This is a genomic window from Yoonia ponticola (assembly GCF_014199395.1).
GTDB classification, from domain to species: Bacteria; Pseudomonadota; Alphaproteobacteria; order Rhodobacterales; family Rhodobacteraceae; genus Yoonia; species Yoonia ponticola.
Map to the genome: position 1 here is coordinate 392807 of NZ_JACIJM010000003.1, position 18660 is coordinate 411466.

At 56.4% G+C, this 18660-nt stretch carries 19 protein-coding genes; 17 read left to right on the forward strand and 2 right to left on the reverse strand.

Features of this window, described 5'->3' with window-relative positions:
* Nucleotides 1-203 precede the first annotated feature (203 nt).
* Nucleotides 204-473, reverse strand: a complete 270-nt coding sequence (locus tag FHS72_RS06965; RefSeq protein ID WP_183527450.1) for a hypothetical protein — start codon at nucleotides 471-473, stop codon at nucleotides 204-206.
* 97 nt (nucleotides 474-570) lie between these two features.
* Here FHS72_RS06965 and pyrC point away from each other — a divergent pair, with 97 nt between their 5' ends.
* The 3 genes from pyrC (at nucleotide 571) to FHS72_RS06980 (ending at nucleotide 4091) form a co-directional block, all read left to right on the forward strand.
* Nucleotides 571-1623, forward strand: a complete 1053-nt coding sequence (gene pyrC / locus FHS72_RS06970) for a dihydroorotase (protein ID WP_183527452.1) — start codon at nucleotides 571-573, stop codon at nucleotides 1621-1623.
* Nucleotides 1624-1691: 68 nt separating this feature from the next.
* Entirely contained in the window at nucleotides 1692-2369 is a 678-nt protein-coding gene (locus FHS72_RS06975) for an orotate phosphoribosyltransferase (protein ID WP_183527454.1), read from the forward strand.
* 225 nt (nucleotides 2370-2594) lie between these two features.
* Nucleotides 2595-4091, forward strand: a complete 1497-nt coding sequence (locus tag FHS72_RS06980; RefSeq protein WP_183527456.1) for a replicative DNA helicase — start codon at nucleotides 2595-2597, stop codon at nucleotides 4089-4091.
* Between the two features lie 40 nt (nucleotides 4092-4131).
* Here FHS72_RS06980 and FHS72_RS06985 read toward each other — a convergent pair whose 3' ends face one another.
* Complete coding sequence (locus tag FHS72_RS06985) at nucleotides 4132-4923, reverse strand: DUF2189 domain-containing protein (protein ID WP_183527458.1); 792 nt, start codon at nucleotides 4921-4923, stop codon at nucleotides 4132-4134.
* 115 nt (nucleotides 4924-5038) lie between these two features.
* On the opposite strand from FHS72_RS06985, the gene FHS72_RS06990 reads away from it, so the two are divergent.
* The 14 genes from FHS72_RS06990 (at nucleotide 5039) to FHS72_RS07055 (ending at nucleotide 18638) form a co-directional block, all read left to right on the forward strand.
* Nucleotides 5039-6352, forward strand: coding sequence for a hypothetical protein (locus tag FHS72_RS06990; RefSeq protein WP_183527460.1), 1314 nt, complete (start codon nucleotides 5039-5041; stop codon nucleotides 6350-6352).
* Nucleotides 6349-7140: a COG3904 family protein gene (locus tag FHS72_RS06995; protein WP_183527474.1), complete on the forward strand. Its 792-nt coding sequence runs from the start codon at nucleotides 6349-6351 to the stop codon at nucleotides 7138-7140. Before FHS72_RS06990 ends, FHS72_RS06995 begins: the two co-directional genes overlap by 4 nt.
* Nucleotides 7141-7185: 45 nt before the next feature.
* Nucleotides 7186-8223, forward strand: a complete 1038-nt coding sequence (alr, locus tag FHS72_RS07000) for an alanine racemase (protein WP_183527475.1) — start codon at nucleotides 7186-7188, stop codon at nucleotides 8221-8223.
* A complete protein-coding gene (locus FHS72_RS07005) occupies nucleotides 8220-8993 on the forward strand; it encodes an ABC transporter permease (protein WP_183527476.1) in 774 nt (257 codons plus the stop codon). Before alr ends, FHS72_RS07005 begins: the two co-directional genes overlap by 4 nt.
* Nucleotides 8990-9727 (forward strand): ABC transporter ATP-binding protein, encoded by a 738-nt coding sequence (locus FHS72_RS07010; protein WP_183527478.1) that lies wholly within the window; start codon nucleotides 8990-8992, stop codon nucleotides 9725-9727. Before FHS72_RS07005 ends, FHS72_RS07010 begins: the two co-directional genes overlap by 4 nt.
* Nucleotides 9728-10099: 372 nt before the next feature.
* Nucleotides 10100-10900 (forward strand): spermidine synthase family protein, encoded by an 801-nt coding sequence (locus FHS72_RS07015; protein ID WP_183527636.1) that lies wholly within the window; start codon nucleotides 10100-10102, stop codon nucleotides 10898-10900.
* Nucleotides 10901-10966: 66 nt separating this feature from the next.
* Nucleotides 10967-11413, forward strand: a complete 447-nt coding sequence (locus FHS72_RS07020; RefSeq protein ID WP_183527480.1) for a paraquat-inducible protein A — start codon at nucleotides 10967-10969, stop codon at nucleotides 11411-11413.
* 96 nt (nucleotides 11414-11509) lie between these two features.
* A complete protein-coding gene (gene radA / locus FHS72_RS07025; RefSeq protein ID WP_183527482.1) occupies nucleotides 11510-12874 on the forward strand; it encodes a DNA repair protein RadA in 1365 nt (454 codons plus the stop codon).
* A gap of 21 nt (nucleotides 12875-12895) precedes the next feature.
* Nucleotides 12896-13477 carry a CvpA family protein gene (locus FHS72_RS07030; protein ID WP_183527485.1) on the forward strand — a complete coding sequence of 194 codons (582 nt, stop codon included), beginning with the start codon at nucleotides 12896-12898 and terminating at the stop codon, nucleotides 13475-13477.
* 81 nt (nucleotides 13478-13558) lie between these two features.
* On the forward strand, nucleotides 13559-15073 hold the full coding sequence (gene purF / locus FHS72_RS07035; RefSeq protein WP_425511112.1) for an amidophosphoribosyltransferase: 1515 nt from the start codon (nucleotides 13559-13561) through the stop codon (nucleotides 15071-15073).
* Between the two features lie 88 nt (nucleotides 15074-15161).
* A complete protein-coding gene (locus FHS72_RS07040) occupies nucleotides 15162-15803 on the forward strand; it encodes an SDR family NAD(P)-dependent oxidoreductase (RefSeq protein WP_183527640.1) in 642 nt (213 codons plus the stop codon).
* Between the two features lie 145 nt (nucleotides 15804-15948).
* A complete protein-coding gene (gene surE, locus FHS72_RS07045; protein WP_183527487.1) occupies nucleotides 15949-16734 on the forward strand; it encodes a 5'/3'-nucleotidase SurE in 786 nt (261 codons plus the stop codon).
* 20 nt (nucleotides 16735-16754) lie between these two features.
* Complete coding sequence (locus FHS72_RS07050) at nucleotides 16755-17372, forward strand: protein-L-isoaspartate(D-aspartate) O-methyltransferase (RefSeq protein ID WP_183527642.1); 618 nt, start codon at nucleotides 16755-16757, stop codon at nucleotides 17370-17372.
* A 60-nt stretch (nucleotides 17373-17432) separates the two neighbouring features.
* The gene (locus FHS72_RS07055) at nucleotides 17433-18638 is read left to right on the forward strand and encodes a peptidoglycan DD-metalloendopeptidase family protein (protein WP_183527489.1); all 1206 of its coding nucleotides are present in this window, start codon (nucleotides 17433-17435) and stop codon (nucleotides 18636-18638) included.
* The last annotated feature ends 22 nt before the right edge of the window (nucleotides 18639-18660 follow it).

Consider the following 18660-nt stretch of genomic DNA (forward strand, 5'->3'; position numbering starts at 1 on the left):
ACTTAGGGCGCATTTTGGCATATAAATAGGGGGTTATGCTAAACGGACGGCACTGCCGAAAATGGGGAACCACTGATCCCCTTCTTAGCACATCTCAACCCTTGCTTGCAGACACGCAGCGACACCCGCAATCGCTGATCTCGCAACAGTTGCCTTATTATGGGCACAATTGGGCGACTTGCAGAGACAGGGTGCTGGTCAGTTTAGGATTGTTTGCCTTGCACAACCGCTAGGATTCGCGTCGCGAAATAGCCCAGCAACAAGCCGACGCTCAGCCCGATGGCGTTGCCGCTGTCGAAGATCGACGCCACAAATGCCGCAATCAGCATTGCGATAAGCAGTGTGATGGCGCGGTGTTCTGACCCGTCGATAGGGATGACTTTGCGCAGGCGCGCAGTGACAGGTTTGCCGATTGCTGTTTCCAGCTGTGGCACCAGAAATCCGGCGATGGCTGCAATAATGAATCCGAGCATTTGATATCCCTTACGTGATGTACACTTCAATACGCCGAGCCTGCGGCCGCGATCAACCAACATTGTGATCTTTGCATGATCGGTGTAATCGAAAGTTATGAAAGATAAAGCGATCACCGAACTCACTATCCGGCGCCCGGATGACTGGCATTTACACCTGCGTGACGGGGCGATGCTGCAAGCTGTTTTGCCTGAAACCGCGCGGCATTTCGCCCGTGCGATTGTCATGCCGAACCTTGTGCCGCCTGTTGTCACCGCTGAACAAGCGCGTGGTTATCGCAACCGGATCATGGCCGCCCTGCCCGCTGGGATGACCTTTGATCCGCTGATGACATTATATCTGACCGAAGATACCGACCCCGACGATGTGGCTGCTGCTTTTGCCGATGGCACGGCGCGTGCGGTCAAGCTGTATCCGGCGGGTGCCACGACAAATTCGGCGTCTGGCGTTGCCGACTTTGATAAAGTCCGTCCGGTGCTGGCGAAGATGGCTGAAATCGGGATGCCGCTGTGTGTGCACGGCGAAGTCACCGACCACAACATCGATATCTTTGATCGCGAGGCCGTGTTCATCGACAAGGTGCTCAAGCCGATCCGCAAGAAGAATCAAGACCTTAAGATCGTGATGGAACATGTCACCACCCAAGACGCGGTGGATTATGTGCGCGACAATACCAAGAACCTTGCCGCGACGATCACCACGCATCACCTAATCATTAACCGGAATCACATTCTGGCGGGCGGGATTAAACCGCATTTCTATTGCCTGCCAGTGGCTAAGCGCGAAACCCATCGCGTTGCGCTGGTTCAGGCGGCTGTTTCCGGCGATAAACGCTTCTTTCTTGGCACCGACAGTGCGCCGCATACCGATCCAGCGAAGCTGCAAGAATGTGGCTGTGCAGGCATTTTCACAGCGCCAAACACGATGTCCTGCCTTGCCGAAGTTTTTGAGGCCGCAGGTGCATTAACCAAGCTAGAGGCGTTCACATCGCTGAACGGTCCCCGCTTTTACGGGCTGCCAGAAAACACTGAAACCATCACACTGACCAAGGGCGATCCTGTCGCTTATCCGTCGCATATCGTGACTGACGATGGACCTGTCACGGTCTTTGACCCCGGCTTTCCTTTGCATTGGAACGTCTCGGTCTAGCATCGATTTTTCTAGAAAAATCGCGGCCCACGCGGCTGCGGTGCATGAAGCAACAAGATGAGACAAACATGATCCCCACCTCATATCCGCCCAAAGAAGAAATCGCCCGCCTGACTGCGAGCATGTTGATTGAGATCGGCGCGATTGATTTCAACGCAAAAGAGCCGTTCACCCATGCGTCTGGCAAACAGGCACCCACTTATGTGGATTGCCGCAAGCTGATTTCGTTTCCACGTATCCGCGCCACTTTGATGGATTTCCTGACCGTCACGATCATGCGCGAAGCCGGATTCGAGCAGTTCGACAACATCGCAGGCGGCGAAACTGCGGGGATTCCTTTCGCGGCGCTGGTGGCGGAACGTATGGCGTTGCCAATGACTTACGTGCGCAAAAAGCCCAAAGGCTACGGTCGCAATGCCCGCATCGAAGGTGTCATGTCTGAGGGACAGCGCGTGCTGCTGGTCGAAGATTTGACCACCGACGGCGGATCGAAACTGTCGTTTGTTGACGCGATCCGCGACACGGGTGCGACCTGTTCGGCGACGGCTGTGATTTTCTATTACGGCATCTTTGACGGCGTGGAAAAAACGCTGGGCGATCATGGCGTGCAACTGTTGCACCTGTGCACATGGTGGGACGTTTTGGCCGAAGCCAAGCGCAGCAACGCCTTTGACGCGGCGACATTGACCGAAGTGAACGCGTACCTGCACGACCCTGACGCATGGTCCGCTGCCCGCGCCACTTAAAACTTATCCCCAAGCCTGTGGGTCAATTCCGTTCGGAATCGGTTAACAGGCTTGGATACGCCCACGTTTTAGTGGGTAGCTGACAGGCCCACACAAGCTGTGGTATAAAGCCGTGACAGCGCGACTTATACACAACGTTGTCCCCGCTTTATCCACCGACATTTGCAGATGGCGCAAATCACGCGCCCACGGTAGGAGGAATGCGGGAACCAAAAGGGGTGAGTGATGAACGAGATTGCGACATTTAACGCAACCGGAACCGACGTCGAAACGACCAATCAGATGCCACATTCCATCGAGGCTGAACAACAGCTTCTGGGTGCGATTCTGACCAATAACGACGTGTTTGACCGTGTGGCCTCTATCGTTGGTCCGGACCATTTTTACGACCCCGTGCATGCACGAATCTTTGAAGTTGCATCCGCGCGGATCGCGAAAAACGCGCTTGCGTCGCCTGTCACGCTCAAGACGTTTCTTGAGGATGACGAGGGTCTCAAAGAACTCGGCGGGCCAGCCTATTTGGCGCGTCTTGCGGGTGCTGCGATCTCTGCGTTTGCGGCGGCTGATTACGCCCAAATGATCTATGATTTGTCGGTGCGTCGCGAGTTGATCACCGTGGGTCAGGCGATTGCCGAAAAGGCCGCCAAGGTCGACGTGAAAAGCGAGCCGCGCGAACAGATTGTTGAGGCGGAACAAGAACTTTACCGCCTTGCCGAGCAAGGCACATCGGAAAGCGGTTTCCAGAGTTTTCTAAAGGCCGTGACCCAAGCCGTGAACCTAGCCAACACCGCGTATCAGCGGGATGGCGATCTGTCCGGTGTCTCTACTGGCTTGATTGATATGGATAAAAAGCTGGGCGGCTTGCACAAGTCCGACCTTTTGATCCTTGCGGGTCGTCCGTCGATGGGGAAAACATCGCTTGCCACCAACATCGCGTATAACGTCGCAAAGGCCTATAAAAAGGGCATTCTGCACGACGGAACCGAAGGCGCTGTAAATGGCGGCGTTGTTGGGTTTTATTCGCTCGAAATGTCTGCCGACCAGTTGGCCGCGCGTATTCTGTCCGAAGCATCCGAGGTTCCATCCGAGCAAATTCGTCGTGGTGACATGACAGAGGCCGAATTCCGGCGCTTTGTTGAGGCTGCCAAGCAGCTTGAAAGCTGCCCGTTGTTCATCGACGACACGCCTGCCCTGCCGATTTCGCAGCTTGCGGCCCGTGCGCGACGCTTGAAACGGACGCATGGTTTGGACGTTTTGATCATCGACTATCTTCAGCTGGTGCGTGGCACAGGTCGCTCGGAAAACCGTGTGAACGAGATTTCCGAGATCACGATGGGCCTCAAAGCGATTGCGAAGGAATTGCAGATTCCTGTGATTGCTTTGTCCCAGTTGTCGCGTCAGGTGGAAAACCGCGAAGATAAACGCCCGCAGCTGTCGGATTTGCGTGAATCGGGGTCGATTGAGCAAGATGCCGACGTCGTGATGTTTGTGTACCGCGAAGAATATTACGTAGAACGCGAAAAGCCCGGCGATCACGAGATGGAAAAAATGGCTGCTTGGCAGGAACGTATGGAAAACCTGCACGGTAAGGCCGAAGTTGTGATCGGCAAACAGCGGCACGGTCCAATTGGGACGGTTGAACTGTCGTTCGAGGGACAATTCACGCGTTTTGGCAACCTTGTACAGCCTTGGCAGAACCCGAATCAAAGCGAAGAATATTAACGTATTTAGTTGCGCCTCTGCTTATCGTGGGGGCGCAGCGTTACGACAATTCGGCGATCAAATCCGGTGCTGGTGATGTCACACGTTGGTAAAGATGCCAGCTTGCGTGGCCCAAAATTGGCATCGCGATAAAGAGGCCAAGGAATAACGGAATCATTGCGATCAGCGTGATAATTCCGATGCAAATCCCCCAGAGTATATAGGTTAATGGACACGCTGCGACCGCCCCGATTGAGGTGATGATGGCGGTGACGAAATCGACATCGCGGTCCAGTAGCATCGGCATGCCTAGCACGCTCATCCCGAAGACGATAAGCGCGAAAACGCTGCCGACGGCCGTGCCGAAGCCGAGCATCATTAGACCGTTGGGACTGAGGAATACGTCGAACGTGGATAGGACGTTGGTCATCGGTGACAGGCCGAGGAACAGCGCAAAGATCATGTGACCGAGGAAGAACCAGAACAGGAAAACCACCACAATGATCGCGGCGAGCCACGGCAATTGCCCGCCACGTTGCGCCCAGACGGTGGCAACCACGTCTTTGAAACGGGCTTGTCCGGTCGTGTGTAATTCGCGGCTGGTCTCGTAGAAACCGAGAGCCGCGAGGCTGCCGATCAGCGGATAGCCCATGACCGCCAAGATTAACCAATATGTCGTGCCTGTTAGCACCGTGATCGCGGCCATGATCAGCCCTGCGAGCACAAAGAAACTGGCAAAGAAAACCGCAAGACCGGGCGCCGCTTTGAAATCCTGCACCCCATGTTTCAGGCTTGCAGTCAGATCGGCAAGTGTGAGCGTGCGCACCTGTGGGGCGCCGTGAGGGCGTGTCATTGTCATAGCTTTACTATGCCGCGTCCTAAAAAAATGTAAACGACACCGATGGTGTGATTTGTTTTTTGGCCGCGCGGACCCTATCTTTATGCGAACGTCATAAGGGGCAATATTCATGGCCAAAGACACCGATCCCGCGCAATTAAGCCGCACGCAGGCCCACGCATTGCGCCATGCCAACGAATTAGAAGGCCATTTGACATGGTTGGACGGGATCACGGGCACCGCCTTGGGCGTGTTGGCCGTGGCGTCTGGCATTTACACTTATTTAGGGGTTTCGTCGTTATTAGATGATAACGGGGCGCTGAGTTTCATTGCGGCGATGGCCTATTCGGTGGCCGTTTCAGTCGCGATCTTTGTGTTCTGGTCGTATCTTTTGCGGTTGCTGCCCGCCGTGCGCACGGTCGGGTCGCGGATCGGGTTATTTTTGTCGATGTGTTTGGGTTCATTGGCAATTATCGCGATGTCCTCGTGGTTAAATGCCGCTGCTTTGGCGGGGGCTGCTGCGGTTGAGCAGCATTTGGCGACGACTGTGCAGGACTATCAAGCCGCTCTTGAGCGGGCGAATACGATTGCCGTATCGGCCCAAGGATTGCAGCGCGATGTGGCGCGTGTGCGGCAAGGCTTTGACGATTTGAGCGAGCAAGAAGCGACGGGAAACCTGTCGGGGATCGCGGGCCAAGGTGCTGTGTTTCGGTTGTTGCAACAAAAGTCGGGCGAATTGGCCGGATTAGAGACCCAGATCGCGTCCCAGCAGCCGTTTGTTGATGCGGCTTTTGCTGAGGGGAACGCAATTCTGTCGCGGATGCGGGCTTTGACGGTTGAAGCGGGTCCGGTTGAGCCGCGCTCGGTTTTGTTCTCGGAAGAGGCCGTGCGTTTGGCGAATATTATTACGCAGTTGCGGCAATTGTCCGTGGCCCCATTAGTCGTGCGTGCCGCGCAGGATTTGTCGGCGTCAGTCGTCACGCCGCAGTTGCGATCCACGTCGAATGAAACGCGGCAGGATCAGGCCGCGACGATTGATTCTGTGCTGACTGTATTGGGTCAACGGGCGGAAACGTTGCGCATCGCCGCAGAGGCCGTCAGCAGCATGACCCCGCCGTCTGACACCGTTTACACGCCGATTTCCACGGCGGACGCGGTGATCAAATATGCGGGTAATTTCATCCCAAGCTGGGCCGGTGCCATCGCGATTGACCTGCTGCCCGCCGTGTTGGTGTTAATCATGACCGTGACGCAAGCCGCCATTCGCGCGGGCCGCGACGGATCGACCACCGAGGACATGATGACGCTGGCTGATTTGCGGGCCGCGATGATCGCCTTGAAAGAGGTCGAAGGGCATTTGCACGTCAAAGCCCCCGAACCGATTGCAGAACCGCATCCCGTGATTGGCCCACAGCCCGTGCAGATGACAAAGCCTGCTGAATGACCGACGCCGCCGGTAAAAAACGCAAGCCTCACAGCCTGTTACGCTGGGTGCTGTGGGTGCAGCTAGGCTTTGCGGTGGTGCTGTTCGGCTCTGATCTGGTGCGGGTTTTGCCGCAGATTGTCGCTCCGTCGAATGCACCGCAGATGACTGAGCCGCTTCGACCTGGCGATCAGACGCGGCGGTTTAATCCTGCGCAATTGCCCGAGCGCGAGGCGTCGCCCAATTCGCGCCCACTACCCAACACGGGCGATATGCCGTCGCGGTTAATGTTCGAGGCTGTGCAGTGGGAGGGCCGTGACGCGGTCACGATGACCGGCCAAATCCAAGCGGGTGATGCAGCGCGATTCACCGAATTTCTGGACCGCAACGACACGCCTGAGGTGGTCTACCTGAATAGCCCCGGTGGGTCGGTCACGGATGCTTTGGTCATTGGCCAAGCGATCCGCGATATGGAGGCGGAAACCGCCATGTCCGACGCTGATATTTGCTTGTCTGCCTGCCCCTATATTCTGGCCGCTGGCACGTCCCGCGCGATCCCCGACGGGGCTTGGGTCGGGGTGCATCAACACTACTTTGGCGAAAACATCGCCCTGCCCGCTTTTTTGGCTGTTGAGGACATTCAACGCGGACAAGGCGACGTCATGCGCTACCTTGATACCATGGGAATCAACCCGCTGGTGATGCAGCACGCGCTCGTCACACCGCCTGACGAGATCTACATTTTGACGCAGGACGAATTGAGAACCTATGATTTCCTACCAGAAAGCGCCGAAGCCACTGCGAACTGACACCTTTTTCTTGACCTCCCGCGCCGGAGTGACAAAAGGGACGTCATGAGCACTGGACACATATCAATCGACCTTTCCGCTGTGGCCGCCAACTGGCGTGCCCTTGATGCAAAAACGACCACCGAGACAGGTGCCGTCGTCAAGGCTGACGGCTATGGCTTGGGGGCTGTGCGGGTCGCAACGGCCTTGGCTAAGGTCGGCGCACGCAAGTTTTTTGTCGCCGTCGCCGAAGAAGGTGCCGCGCTGCGCAAAGCCTTGGGTGACGAGTTTGAAATCAGTGTGTTCGCGGGCCATATGGAAGGCGACACGCAGCTTATTCACGACAACGCGCTGACCCCTATTTTGAATTCGGTTGATCAAATCGCACGGCATATGAAGGCGCTGCCGAAGCACCGTTTCGGTGTGCAGCTTGATACGGGCATGAACCGTCTGGGGCTGGAATGGGACGATTGGGCGGCTGTCGCTGAAATCGTGTTGTCTGAACGCCCGTCTATGGTGATGAGCCATCTCGCCTGTGCCGATGATCCAGATCACCCGATGAACCCTTACCAGTTGGACATTTTTCATAAAATGACTGACGGGATCACCACGCCGCGGTCGTTATCGGCGACAGGTGGCATGTTGCTGGGCGCCGATTATCATTTCGACATTTGTCGTCCCGGGATTGGTCTTTATGGCGGCGCACCGTTCAAGGATTCGCGCCCTGTTGTGCGGCTCGATCTGCCCGTCATTCAGGTCCGTGCGTTGGACGCTGGTGAAGTCGCAGGTTACGGCAATTCTTGGCAGGCCGCCCGCCCGTCCCGCATCGCGACCGTCTCTGCAGGCTATGCTGACGGATTGCTGCGGGCGATGTCCGACAAAGCCACGCTTTGGTATGACGATCACCCCTGCCCGTTGGTGGGACGTGTGTCGATGGATTTGCTGACCGTGGACGTGACGGACCTCGGCTTTGATCCCGAAGCGTTAACCATCCTTGGCCCCAAACAATCTATTGACCAATTGGCAGACCGCGCTGGCACGATCGGCTACGAAATCCTGACGTCGCTGGGTCGCCGCTATTCACGTCAGTCCGTCAGCGGGTGAGATTTTTAGCCGCGATAGGTGCGGCGGTGCTGGGGGCATTGGCGGCCCTTGGGCGCTTTGCGATTTTCACTGGGCAGACGATCAGCCACCTTGCGCGCCCACCGTTTTATGGCGGCGCGTTTGGGCAGGCCTTGATCCAGATCGGCTATTTTTCATTGCCGGTTGTCGGCCTGACCGCGTTCTTCACAGGCGGCGCGTTGGCGTTGCAAATCTATTCCGGCGGGGCGCGGTTTTCGGCAGAGGCCGTTGTACCGCAGATCGTTGCAATCGGCATGGTCCGCGAATTGGGTCCGGTTTTGGTGGGCTTGATGATTGCCGCGCGGGTCACATCGTCGATAGCCGCTGAAATCGCCACGATGAAAGTGACCGAGCAGATCGACGCGTTGGTCACGCTATCCACGCATCCGATGAAATACCTGACCTTGCCCCGCGTTTTGGCGGCGACGTTAATGATGCCGTTGCTGGTCGCTGTTGGCGATACCATCGGGATTTTCGGCGGCTATTTAGTCAGCACGCAACGGCTGGGATTTAACGCCGCCAGCTATATGCAGAACACGATCGATTTTCTCGAAGTGCTTGATATCACGTCGTCATTAGCCAAAGGTGCTGTGTTTGGATTTATCGCTGCCATCGTCGGCTGCTATTACGGGATGACGTCGGAACGCGGCGCGATGGGCGTTGGACGGGCGACAAAGGGGGCGGTTGTGGCCGCGTCAGTCTTGATCTTGGCCGCGAATTTCTTCCTGACAGAAGCGTTTTTCAGCACATGATTACGCTGTCCGGCATTCATAAAACATTCGAGGGGAACCCTGTGTTGCGCGGCGTCGATCTGACGGTTGGGCGCGGCGAAAGCATGGTGATTATCGGTGGGTCCGGGTCCGGTAAATCGGTGTTGATCAAGTGTATTCTGGGGCTTTTGACGCCAGATATTGGCGAGATCACGATTGACGGTGCTGCGATGACGCCGAAATCCCAAACGGGATTTTTAGACCGCTTCGGGATGCTGTTCCAAGGTGGGGCGCTGTTCGACAGCCTGCCCGTTTGGCAAAATGTCGCGTTCAGATTGCTGCGCGGACCGCAAAAAGCGCAGGCGCGTGAGATCGCTGTCGCAAAGCTGGCGCAAGTTGGGCTGAAGGCGGATATTGCTGATCGCTATCCGTCTGAATTGTCGGGTGGCATGCAGAAACGTGTGGGCCTTGCCCGCGCGATTGCGGCTGATCCAGAGGTGATTTTCTTTGACGAGCCGACAACCGGTTTGGACCCGATCATGGCTGGCGTGATCAACGATTTGATCCGCAATGTGGTGACAGAATTGGGCGTGACGGCGATCACGATCACCCACGATATGACGTCCGTAGACACAATCGCGGACAAAGTTGCGATGCTGCATGACGGGAAAATCCGGTGGACTGGCGCGAAATCGGCGATGGAAACTGCCGACGATCCGTATCTGACGCAGTTTATTGCAGGCACGACGGATGGGCCAATTAAGGCGCGTTGGTAAGGCCGATTCGGAGCGAGTTTCTTGGGATTGCGGTATAATTTGTCAAAAAGATGGCAATTGTGACCCTTTTCGCAACAACCGTTTTTGGCATTTTTTGTTTCAACTCAGGAAACATGCGCCAAATCAAAAATGTTTGCGGATTAACCTTTAATTAAGGGGTCATATGGCAGAATTGGAAATGGCAGATCGCGATTGCAAACTGAAAGACCCCGTTTATTGACCACGAAAGGGAAACAATAACCCAAGATACCGCTTAGAATCACGTCGCAAAAGCGGCTGCGTCAACAACGGATTGGAATTCCCCTTTGGCAGCAAGCAGTTGTTCGCCTATCCTAAAGCTATCTTTAGCATTTGGGGGAATGCACTTTGTTGATGTTCATGCGCAATGCCACCCGTATTTGCCACGCCCTTTCTCTTTTTCTGGTCGCGGCTTTCGCCATCGCTTTGGTCTTTTACACGATCATGTGCGCCTTGGGGCAATCGCCTTGGTTCACGATGCCGCTGACGTTTGGGGAAACGACGTTTCCGCACGCGGGGATGTATGTGCAGATCGTCCTCACCGTTCTGGTCGGGTCGATGGCGTTTTACCTGCCAACAAATGCACGGATCATGGCGTTAGAGAACAGTCACCGCAAATTCCACATCTCGATGTCAGATGTCGCCCGCGCCTATCACGAGGTCCACACCGCCGACCGTGCTGGTCTGTTTACCCTATCGTCCGAATTTGACGCGGTGCGTGAACGGCTAGCCTATCTGCGCGATCACCCTGATTTGGAACAGCTGGAACCTGCGGTCATGGAAGTAGCAGCGCAGATGAGCCAGCAAGCCCGTCATTTGGCTGATGTGTATTCAGACGAAAAAGTCGCGCGCGCCAAGGCGTTTTTGGCCCAACGCCAACAAGAGGCCGAAATGCAGCAAGAGCGGATTATCGAAGCGCTGCATGCTTGCACCGAAATTCGCAAATGGGCGCAACAGGTTGAGTTGGAAGAAAGCATCGTAGCCTCGCAATTGGCGCAGTTGGATGAAAAGCTGCAAAAGGCCCTGCCCGTCTTGGGATATTCGTTGGAACACGAAGACGGCGACGAATATTTGGTCGATTTGGAAGTGCCGGACGTTGCAAAGGATCTCGACAGCAACGTGTTGATTTTGGCACAAAAACCGGCGGCGGAATGACGGGGACTTGTATGGCGGCGCACACCATCCCCATTTAGGGCGCAGTGTTTGTCATTCAGGTGTTCCATGCTTTCTGTCCTTAAAATTGTTAACCTTAGCCTATTAATCTTGTTCCCGATCGCGTGGTTTGCCCCTTTGATGCGTGCAGGATTGCTGCCGTTGTTTGGATTATCAGAGATATCCGTGATCTCGGGGCTGCAGAGCCTGTGGAAGACGGATGTGTTTCTCGCCCTGCTGGTCACGGTGTTTGCACTGTTCGCGCCTTATCTGAAAACCATTGGGCTGGCGCTGGTGCATTTTGATCTGCTGAAGGCGAAAACGCTGCCCGTCTTGGGGTATATGGGTAAATTAGCTATGGCTGATATCTTCTTGATTGCACTGTATATTGTCGTCGCAAAGGGTGTCGGTATCGGCAAGGTCGAGACAGCTTGGGGTTTGTATATGTTTACCGCCTGCATTTTGACGTCGATCCTGATTTCCGCACTCACGCCGAAGCAATCGCCTGTCGTTTGACCCCGATTTTTCGCGAAAAATCATACGAATTTTCGAGAAAATTCGCCCCCGTGGATTCCCGTTGCGGCCGGATTGAAAATGGGACAAAACGGAAACATGGCTAAATCATTAACTTACACCTGTAACGAATGTGGCGCGTCCAGCACGAAGTGGTCGGGTCAATGTGATGCCTGTCAGGCATGGAACTCGATTGTCGAGGAAAAGCCGCTGGCGGCAGGACCCGGCAAAAAATCATTGGGTGCGCGACGTGGCAAGGCGATCCCACTGACCGATCTGGCAACCATCGGCGAGGCCCCGCCCCGCACGATGTCGGGCGTCGGCGAATTGGACCGCGTTTTGGGCGGTGGCTTGGTCAAGGCGTCGGCCCTGTTGGTGGGCGGCGATCCGGGTATTGGGAAATCGACGTTGCTTTTGCAAGCCGCCGCACGCTTTGCCCGTAACGGGTTAAAGGTGATTTACATCTCGGGCGAGGAATCGACCGCGCAGGTTCAGATGCGTGCCCGTCGGTTGGGGTTGCACGAAAGCCCTGTTTCCTTGGCCTCTGAAACCAACTTGCGCGATATTCTGACGACGCTTGAGGCCGAAAAACCTGATTTCGCGATCATCGATTCGATCCAGACGATGTGGGCCGATCATGTGGACAGTGCGCCGGGATCGGTATCGCAGGTCCGCACCTGTGCGCATGAATTAACCACGTTCGCCAAGACCCATGATGTCGCCATCGTGATGGTTGGTCATGTTACCAAAGAAGGTGCAATCGCGGGTCCGCGTGTGGTCGAACACATGGTTGATACGGTGTTGTATTTTGAAGGCGAGCGCGGTCATCAGTTCCGGATTTTGCGCTCGGTCAAGAACCGCTTTGGCCCTGCTGATGAGATTGGCGTGTTTGAAATGACCGGTAAAGGGTTGGCTGAGGTTAAGAATCCTTCGGCTCTTTTCCTGTCTGAACGCTCTCCTGCCCCCGGTTCTGTGGTGTTTGGCGGTCTTGAAGGCACCCGTCCGATGCTGTGCGAGATCCAAGCGCTTGTGGCCCCTTCGCCACACAGCCAACCGCGCAGATCGGTGGTCGGATGGGACGCGGGACGGCTTGCCATGATCCTTGCTGTGCTCGAATCGCGCTGCGGTGTCCCGTTCACCGGATTGGACGTTTATCTTAATGTAGCAGGGGGTTTGCGCATCACAGAGCCCGCAGCGGACTTGGCCGTGGCCGCAGCCCTTGTGTCCGCCCGAGAGGACGCAGCATTGCCCAAAGAATCCGTTATTTTCGGCGAAATCAGCCTGTCGGGTGCATTGCGTCCTGTCGTTCAGACCGAAAATAGATTGAAAGAAGCGGCAAAACTTGGTTTTACCTCCGCAATAACACCGCAACAGACCAAACAGGTCGCGGCGTCCGGCCTGTCCATGCGTCAACCGCGGGATTTGGCCAGTTTTGTAGAAGAAGTTTTCGGCGAGCGAAAATAGCTCCCGACCAAGAGGAACGACATGGACTTTACAATCATCGACGGTGCCGTCGCGATCATCATCGTGCTTTCCGCGCTTCTGGCTTACAGCCGTGGATTTGTCCGCGAAGCGATGGCCATTGCGGGTTGGATCGGGGCGACGATCCTTGCCTTTATCTTTGCCGATCAAGTGCAGCCCCTGATCCGTCAAATCCCAGTTGTTGGTGATTTCATCGGCGATAGCTGCGAATTGTCGATCATCGCGTCCTTTGCTGCCGTGTTTGCGGTGGCTCTTGTGGTTGTGTCGATCTTTACGCCGCTGTTCTCTAGTCTGATCCAACGCTCTGCGCTGGGTGGCTTGGACCAAGGGCTGGGCTTTGTGTTTGGTGTGGCGCGTGGCATCTTGTTGGTCGCCGTTGCGTTCTTTGTTTACCAAACGGTTCTATCCACTCAGAAAATCGAGATGATCGAGAACAGCCGTTCTGCTGTTATCTTCTCGCAGTTCACCGGCCAGATCGGCGAACGTGACCCCGAAGCTGCGCTGGGGTGGATCACCACACAGTACGAGCAGCTTGTTGGTGAATGTGGTGCCACAGAGCCTGTTGAGACACTGACAACCGAGTAAGACAACAAAGGTGCGCTGCGGCGCACCTTTTCATTTGGGCAATCCCATATGAAGGGCGTGACTCTGCCACGCCAAAGGACTATGACGCCCCCGAACGCAGCCACTGGATATGGAAAGCTCACCTTGTCCCATCAGATGCCCCCTGCCCACCCTTTTGACGATGATAAGCTCAAGGAGGAATGCGGCGTCTTTGGCGTCGTCGGTGTCAGTAACGCCGCGAACTTTGTAGCGCTTGGCCTTCATGCCTTGCAGCACCGCGGCCAAGAAGCCGGCGGCATTGTCACCCACCATCCCGAGACCGGATTTCACCAAGCCCGCCGCATGGGATTGGTCCGCGATAACTTTACCTCTGCCGAAATGATCGAACGTCTGCCCGGCCCGATTGGCATTGGCCACGTCCGCTATTCCACTGCTGGCAACAAAGACCAGCGCACCGAAATCCGCGATGTGCAGCCGTTCTTTGGCGAATTTTCAATGGGCGGCGCGGCGATTGCGCATAACGGGAACATCACCAACGCGCTGTCTTTGCGGCGTGAGTTGGTCGAGCGTGGCTCGATTTTCCAGTCGTCATCCGATTCCGAATGTATCATCCACCTGATGGCCCGTTCCATGGGGCAACACATCCCTGACCGCATGGAAGAAGCCCTGCGCAAGGTTGAAGGCGCGTTTTCCGTGGTCGCCATGACCCGCACCAAACTGATCGGCTGCCGTGACCCATTGGGCGTGCGTCCGCTAGTGCTGGGCAAGGTTGGCGACGGCTGGGTTCTGTCCTCTGAAACTTGTGCGCTGGATATCATCGGTGCAGAGTTCATCCGCGAGATCGAAGCGGGCGAAATGGTTGTGATTACCAAAGACGGCGTGGAAAGCCATTTCCCGTTTCGTCCTGCGAAATCCCGTTTCTGTATCTTTGAGCACGTGTATTTCAGCCGCCCTGACAGCCAGCTTGGTGGTCGCTCGGTTTATGAAACCCGCGAAGATATTGGTCGTGAGTTGGCGAAAGAAGCCCCTGTCGAGGCTGATTTGGTCTGCCCTGTCCCCGATTCCGGCACGCCTGCTGCTATTGGCTATTCACTGCAATCGGGCATTCCGTTTGCGATGGGCATCGTGCGCAACAACTATATGGGCCGCACGTTTATCGAGCCGACAGAGCAGATCCGCAACATGGGTGTGCTGCTGAAACTCAACGTGAACAAGGCGTTGATCAAAGGCAAGCGCGTGATCTTGGTCGATGATAGCGTTGTGCGCGGCACCACCAGCCGCAAGATCAAAGAGATGGTGCTGGATGCCGGTGCCGCAGAGGTGCATTTCCGGATTGCGTCGCCGCCGACTGCGTGGCCTTGTTTCTACGGCGTTGATACGCCTGAGCGCGAAAAACTGCTGGCCGCGACCATGACCGCCGAAGAAATGCGCGTGCATTTGGGTGTGGACAGTTTGAAATTCATCTCGCTGGACGGGCTATACCGTGCGGTTGGCGAAAAGAATGGCCGTGACAGCGCGTCACCTGCCTATTGCGATGCGTGTTTCTCGGGGGAATATCCAATCCCGCCGTCAGATATGATCAAGCAAGGTTTCAAAGCCAAAAGCACTGTTAAATAAGACTGGAAACTGGGCCATCAGCGGCTTCGACATCGTTTAGCTCTGCCGCCCTCTTGACCGTGTGCGGCAGAGACGTCACATGGTGCTTATGACAAAGATTGCATTGATCACTGGTGCCTCTCGTGGGCTTGGCGCGGCTTTGGCCGAGGAATTGGCTGCGACGCATCACATCGTGGCCGTGGGCAAAACCACTGGCGCGTTGGAAGAATTGGACGACCGTATTCAAGCCAAAGGCGGCCAGTCAACGCTGGCACCGATGGATATCACAGTCGAGGCCGCAATGCAGCAGTTGTGCCGTTCGATCTATGATCGCTGGGGCAAGCTGGATCTGTGGGTGCATACGGCGGTTCACGCGGCACCCTTGGCCCCTGCTGGCCATATCAACCCCAAGGATTTCGACAAATCCGTTCTGACCAACATGACCGCCACTGCGCGATTGATCGGCTATATCAGCCCGCTTTTGGGGACTGATGGACGCGCTGTGTTCTTTGATGATCCAACAGCTGGTCAGGCGTTTTTCGGCGCTTACGGGGCGACCAAAGGCGCGCAAATCGCGCTCGCCCGCAGCTGGCAAGTCGAGAGCGCCAAAACCGGACCTAGCGTGAAAATCCTGTCACCCGCCGCGATGCCGACCGCCACACGCGGCAGGTTCCATCCGGGTGAAGATCGCTCTGTTCTGGCGCAACCTAGTGCTGAGGCCGCACGGCTTTTGCCCGAAATCCTCGGATAAGCGCTACCGCCCCCCGATTCGCCGTCAAAAGCGGCTCAAATCCGGTTCGTTCTGAGTCTCTGCCGCAACATTGCAAAAATGACGCAGGTGCCAGCTTGTTCAATGCGCCAACCTCCCTTACGAACATCGTAACAAAGGGGCTTTTATGCGCATTCTCATCACAAACGACGACGGCATCAATGCGCCCGGCCTGAAGGTTCTGGAGGCCATTGCGCGTGATGTGGCCGGACCTGACGGTGAAGTCTGGGTCGTCTCGCCTGCGTTCGAGCAATCGGGCGTTGGTCATTGTATCAACTACAGCCGTCCCACGATGATCACGGAAATCGAACCGCGCCGGATTGCGATTGACGGTGCCCCTGCCGATTGCGTGCTTGTGGCGCTTCATAAGTTTATGAAAGACGCCAAGCCGGATTTGATCCTGTCAGGCGTGAACCGTGGCAATAACGCGGGTGAAAACACGCTGTATTCCGGCACCGTGGGCGCATGTATCGAAGCCGCATTGCAAGGCTATAACGCCATCGCCCTGTCGCAATATAACGGCCCCGCGAACATTGGATTGGATGATCCGTTTGAGGCCGCAGCGGTGCATGGCCCTGCGTTGATCAAGAAACTGATCGCACAAGGCGTGTGGAACACCGCTGATTACCGTCTGTTTTATAACATCAATTTCCCGCCCGTACCCGCAGCCGACGTCAAAGGCCATCAGGTCGCGACCCAAGGTTATCGACCGACCGCCCGCTTTACTGTCGCCCCGCAGGTGTCCCCGTCGGGCCGCCAGTATTCGTGGATCAAAGGTGGTAGTCAGCAAGAAATGACCGCCGAAGGCACCGACGTGCGCGCCAATCTTGAAGGCATGATTTCGATCACACCAATGCGTGCCGATCTGACGGCCCATGATGTGATGGACCAACTCAAGGATCAACTGGGGTGAACGTCGGCGCTGACATCAAAATGCAATTCTTGTTCGCGCTCCGCTCAAAGGGTGTGACGGACGCACGTGTGCTGACCGTGATGGAACAGGTTGACCGCGCATCGTTCTTGACGGGTCTGTTCAAGGACCGCGCCTATGACGACATGCCGCTGCCGATTGCCTGCGGGCAGACGATCAGCCAGCCGTCGATTGTCGGCTTGATGACCCAAGCGTTAGACGTGCAGCCGCGCCACAAGGTTTTAGAGATCGGCACTGGTTCTGGATATCAGGCGGCCATTCTCGCGAAACTGGCGCGCCGTGTGTACACTGTCGATCGGTTCAAGCGGTTGGTGACAGAGGCCAAAAACCTGTTTGATGCGCAAAACATCAGCAATATTACCGCCCTGACCGCTGACGGCAGTCATGGCCTACCCGAACAAGCCCCCTTTGACCGCATTTTGTTGACGGCAGCCGCCGAAGACCCGCCGAGCACCCTCTTGGCCCAATTGCGGATTGGGGGTATTATGGTATTGCCTGTCGGCCAATCCGATACGGTGCAAAGTTTGATCCGCGTGACAAAGACGCAAACCGGTTTAGACTACGAAGAATTACGGACCGTTCGTTTTGTTCCCCTGCTCGAAGGGCTGGGCCAAGACTAACCAAAAGGCGAGATAGGGCAGAACCTCAGCAAACGGGGCGCCCGCATGAGGAGCAGAGATATGACCGTCATTCAGCCAACTGGGGTGCGCCGCATCCTGATGACAACCGCAGCGCTTGCCATTCTGGCGGGCTGTGCGGAAAATTCACTGAACGGGTTCGACTTTGACCTGCGCGATTTGGGAGACGGGTTTGATACGTCGGATGCCGTGGCCAACATTGCGCCGCGCCCTGCCCCAGATGATCGTGGTGTGATTTCATACCCCAATTACCAAGTTGTGCTGGCCCAAAAGGACGACACAATCCGCGCGATTGCGGGGCGTTTGGGTATGGATGCGGCAAGCTTGGCCTCGTTCAACGGCATTGACGCTGATCTGACGCTGCGCCGCGACGAAGTGATCGCATTGCCGGCCCGTGTCTCTGAACCATCCCCTGCAACTGGTGCCGCGTCAACGGGCCCGATCCAGCCGTTGGATGTGTCCGCCGTTGCCACCACGGCGCTAGACCGCGTTGATGCGCAAGCGCCTGCTGCTGTTGCACCTGCCGCCCCTGCCCGTCAGAGCGGCGCAGAACCTGTCCGCTATCAGGTTGGTCGCGGTGACACGGCCTATACAATCGCCCGCCAGTTCAACGTGCCTGTTGCAAGCATCGCAGAGTGGAATTCGCTTGGCGCTGACCTTGCGATCCGCGAAGGCCAGTTCTTGTTGATCCCACAAAGCACAACACCGAGCCGTCCAGCATCCGTGGCTGCAGCACCCGTCACCACGCCCGGTGCAGGTAGCCAAACACCTGTGCCACCGAGCGCATCAACGCCGTTGCCGGAAGAAGCACCAGAGCCCGCACCAGCGCCTGAAGCACCTAACCTTGGTGCGACGACCACAACACCAGCAGCCCCTGCACCTGCCCCCGCTGCCAGCAGCAACGCGCAACTTGTACGCCCTGTTGCAGGCACGATCATCCGCGCCTACGCGGCTGGCCGGAACGAGGGTATCGACATCGGTGTGCCGTCTGGCACCACCGTGAAAGCAGCGGATGCGGGATCGGTTGCGGCTGTGACAACAGACACGTCAGGCGTCGCGATTGTTGTGATTAAACACGCGGGCAACCTGCTGACAGTCTACACCAACCTTGCTGATCTGAGCGTCGCAAAAGGCGACACCGTGTCACGCGGTCAGGCTATCGCGAAAGTTGGGCCGGGCGATCCGAGCTTCTTGCACTTTGAAGTGCGGCGCGGCTTGCAATCTGTTGATCCAGCTGACTTTTTCTAAGGTTTCTTGCGAGAGCCACCCG

Coding starts and splice junctions, on each gene's coding strand:
- pyrC (WP_183527452.1), top strand. CDS start 571: ATGAAAGATAAAGCGATCACCGAACTCACTATCCGGCGCCCGGATGAC.
- FHS72_RS07030 (WP_183527485.1), top strand. CDS start 12,896: ATGGACTTTACAATCATCGACGGTGCCGTCGCGATCATCATCGTGCTT.
- radA (WP_183527482.1), top strand. CDS start 11,510: ATGGCTAAATCATTAACTTACACCTGTAACGAATGTGGCGCGTCCAGC.
- surE (WP_183527487.1), top strand. CDS start 15,949: ATGCGCATTCTCATCACAAACGACGACGGCATCAATGCGCCCGGCCTG.
- alr (WP_183527475.1), top strand. CDS start 7,186: ATGAGCACTGGACACATATCAATCGACCTTTCCGCTGTGGCCGCCAAC.
- FHS72_RS07010 (WP_183527478.1), top strand. CDS start 8,990: ATGATTACGCTGTCCGGCATTCATAAAACATTCGAGGGGAACCCTGTG.
- FHS72_RS07015 (WP_183527636.1), top strand. CDS start 10,100: ATGTTCATGCGCAATGCCACCCGTATTTGCCACGCCCTTTCTCTTTTT.
- FHS72_RS06995 (WP_183527474.1), top strand. CDS start 6,349: ATGACCGACGCCGCCGGTAAAAAACGCAAGCCTCACAGCCTGTTACGC.
- purF (WP_425511112.1), top strand. CDS start 13,559: ATGACGCCCCCGAACGCAGCCACTGGATATGGAAAGCTCACCTTGTCC.
- FHS72_RS06990 (WP_183527460.1), top strand. CDS start 5,039: ATGGCCAAAGACACCGATCCCGCGCAATTAAGCCGCACGCAGGCCCAC.
- FHS72_RS07040 (WP_183527640.1), top strand. CDS start 15,162: ATGACAAAGATTGCATTGATCACTGGTGCCTCTCGTGGGCTTGGCGCG.
- FHS72_RS06985 (WP_183527458.1), bottom strand. CDS start 4,923: ATGACACGCCCTCACGGCGCCCCACAGGTGCGCACGCTCACACTTGCC.
- FHS72_RS07050 (WP_183527642.1), top strand. CDS start 16,755: ATGCAATTCTTGTTCGCGCTCCGCTCAAAGGGTGTGACGGACGCACGT.
- FHS72_RS06975 (WP_183527454.1), top strand. CDS start 1,692: ATGATCCCCACCTCATATCCGCCCAAAGAAGAAATCGCCCGCCTGACT.
- FHS72_RS07020 (WP_183527480.1), top strand. CDS start 10,967: ATGCTTTCTGTCCTTAAAATTGTTAACCTTAGCCTATTAATCTTGTTC.
- FHS72_RS06980 (WP_183527456.1), top strand. CDS start 2,595: ATGAACGAGATTGCGACATTTAACGCAACCGGAACCGACGTCGAAACG.
- FHS72_RS06965 (WP_183527450.1), bottom strand. CDS start 473: ATGCTCGGATTCATTATTGCAGCCATCGCCGGATTTCTGGTGCCACAG.
- FHS72_RS07055 (WP_183527489.1), top strand. CDS start 17,433: ATGACCGTCATTCAGCCAACTGGGGTGCGCCGCATCCTGATGACAACC.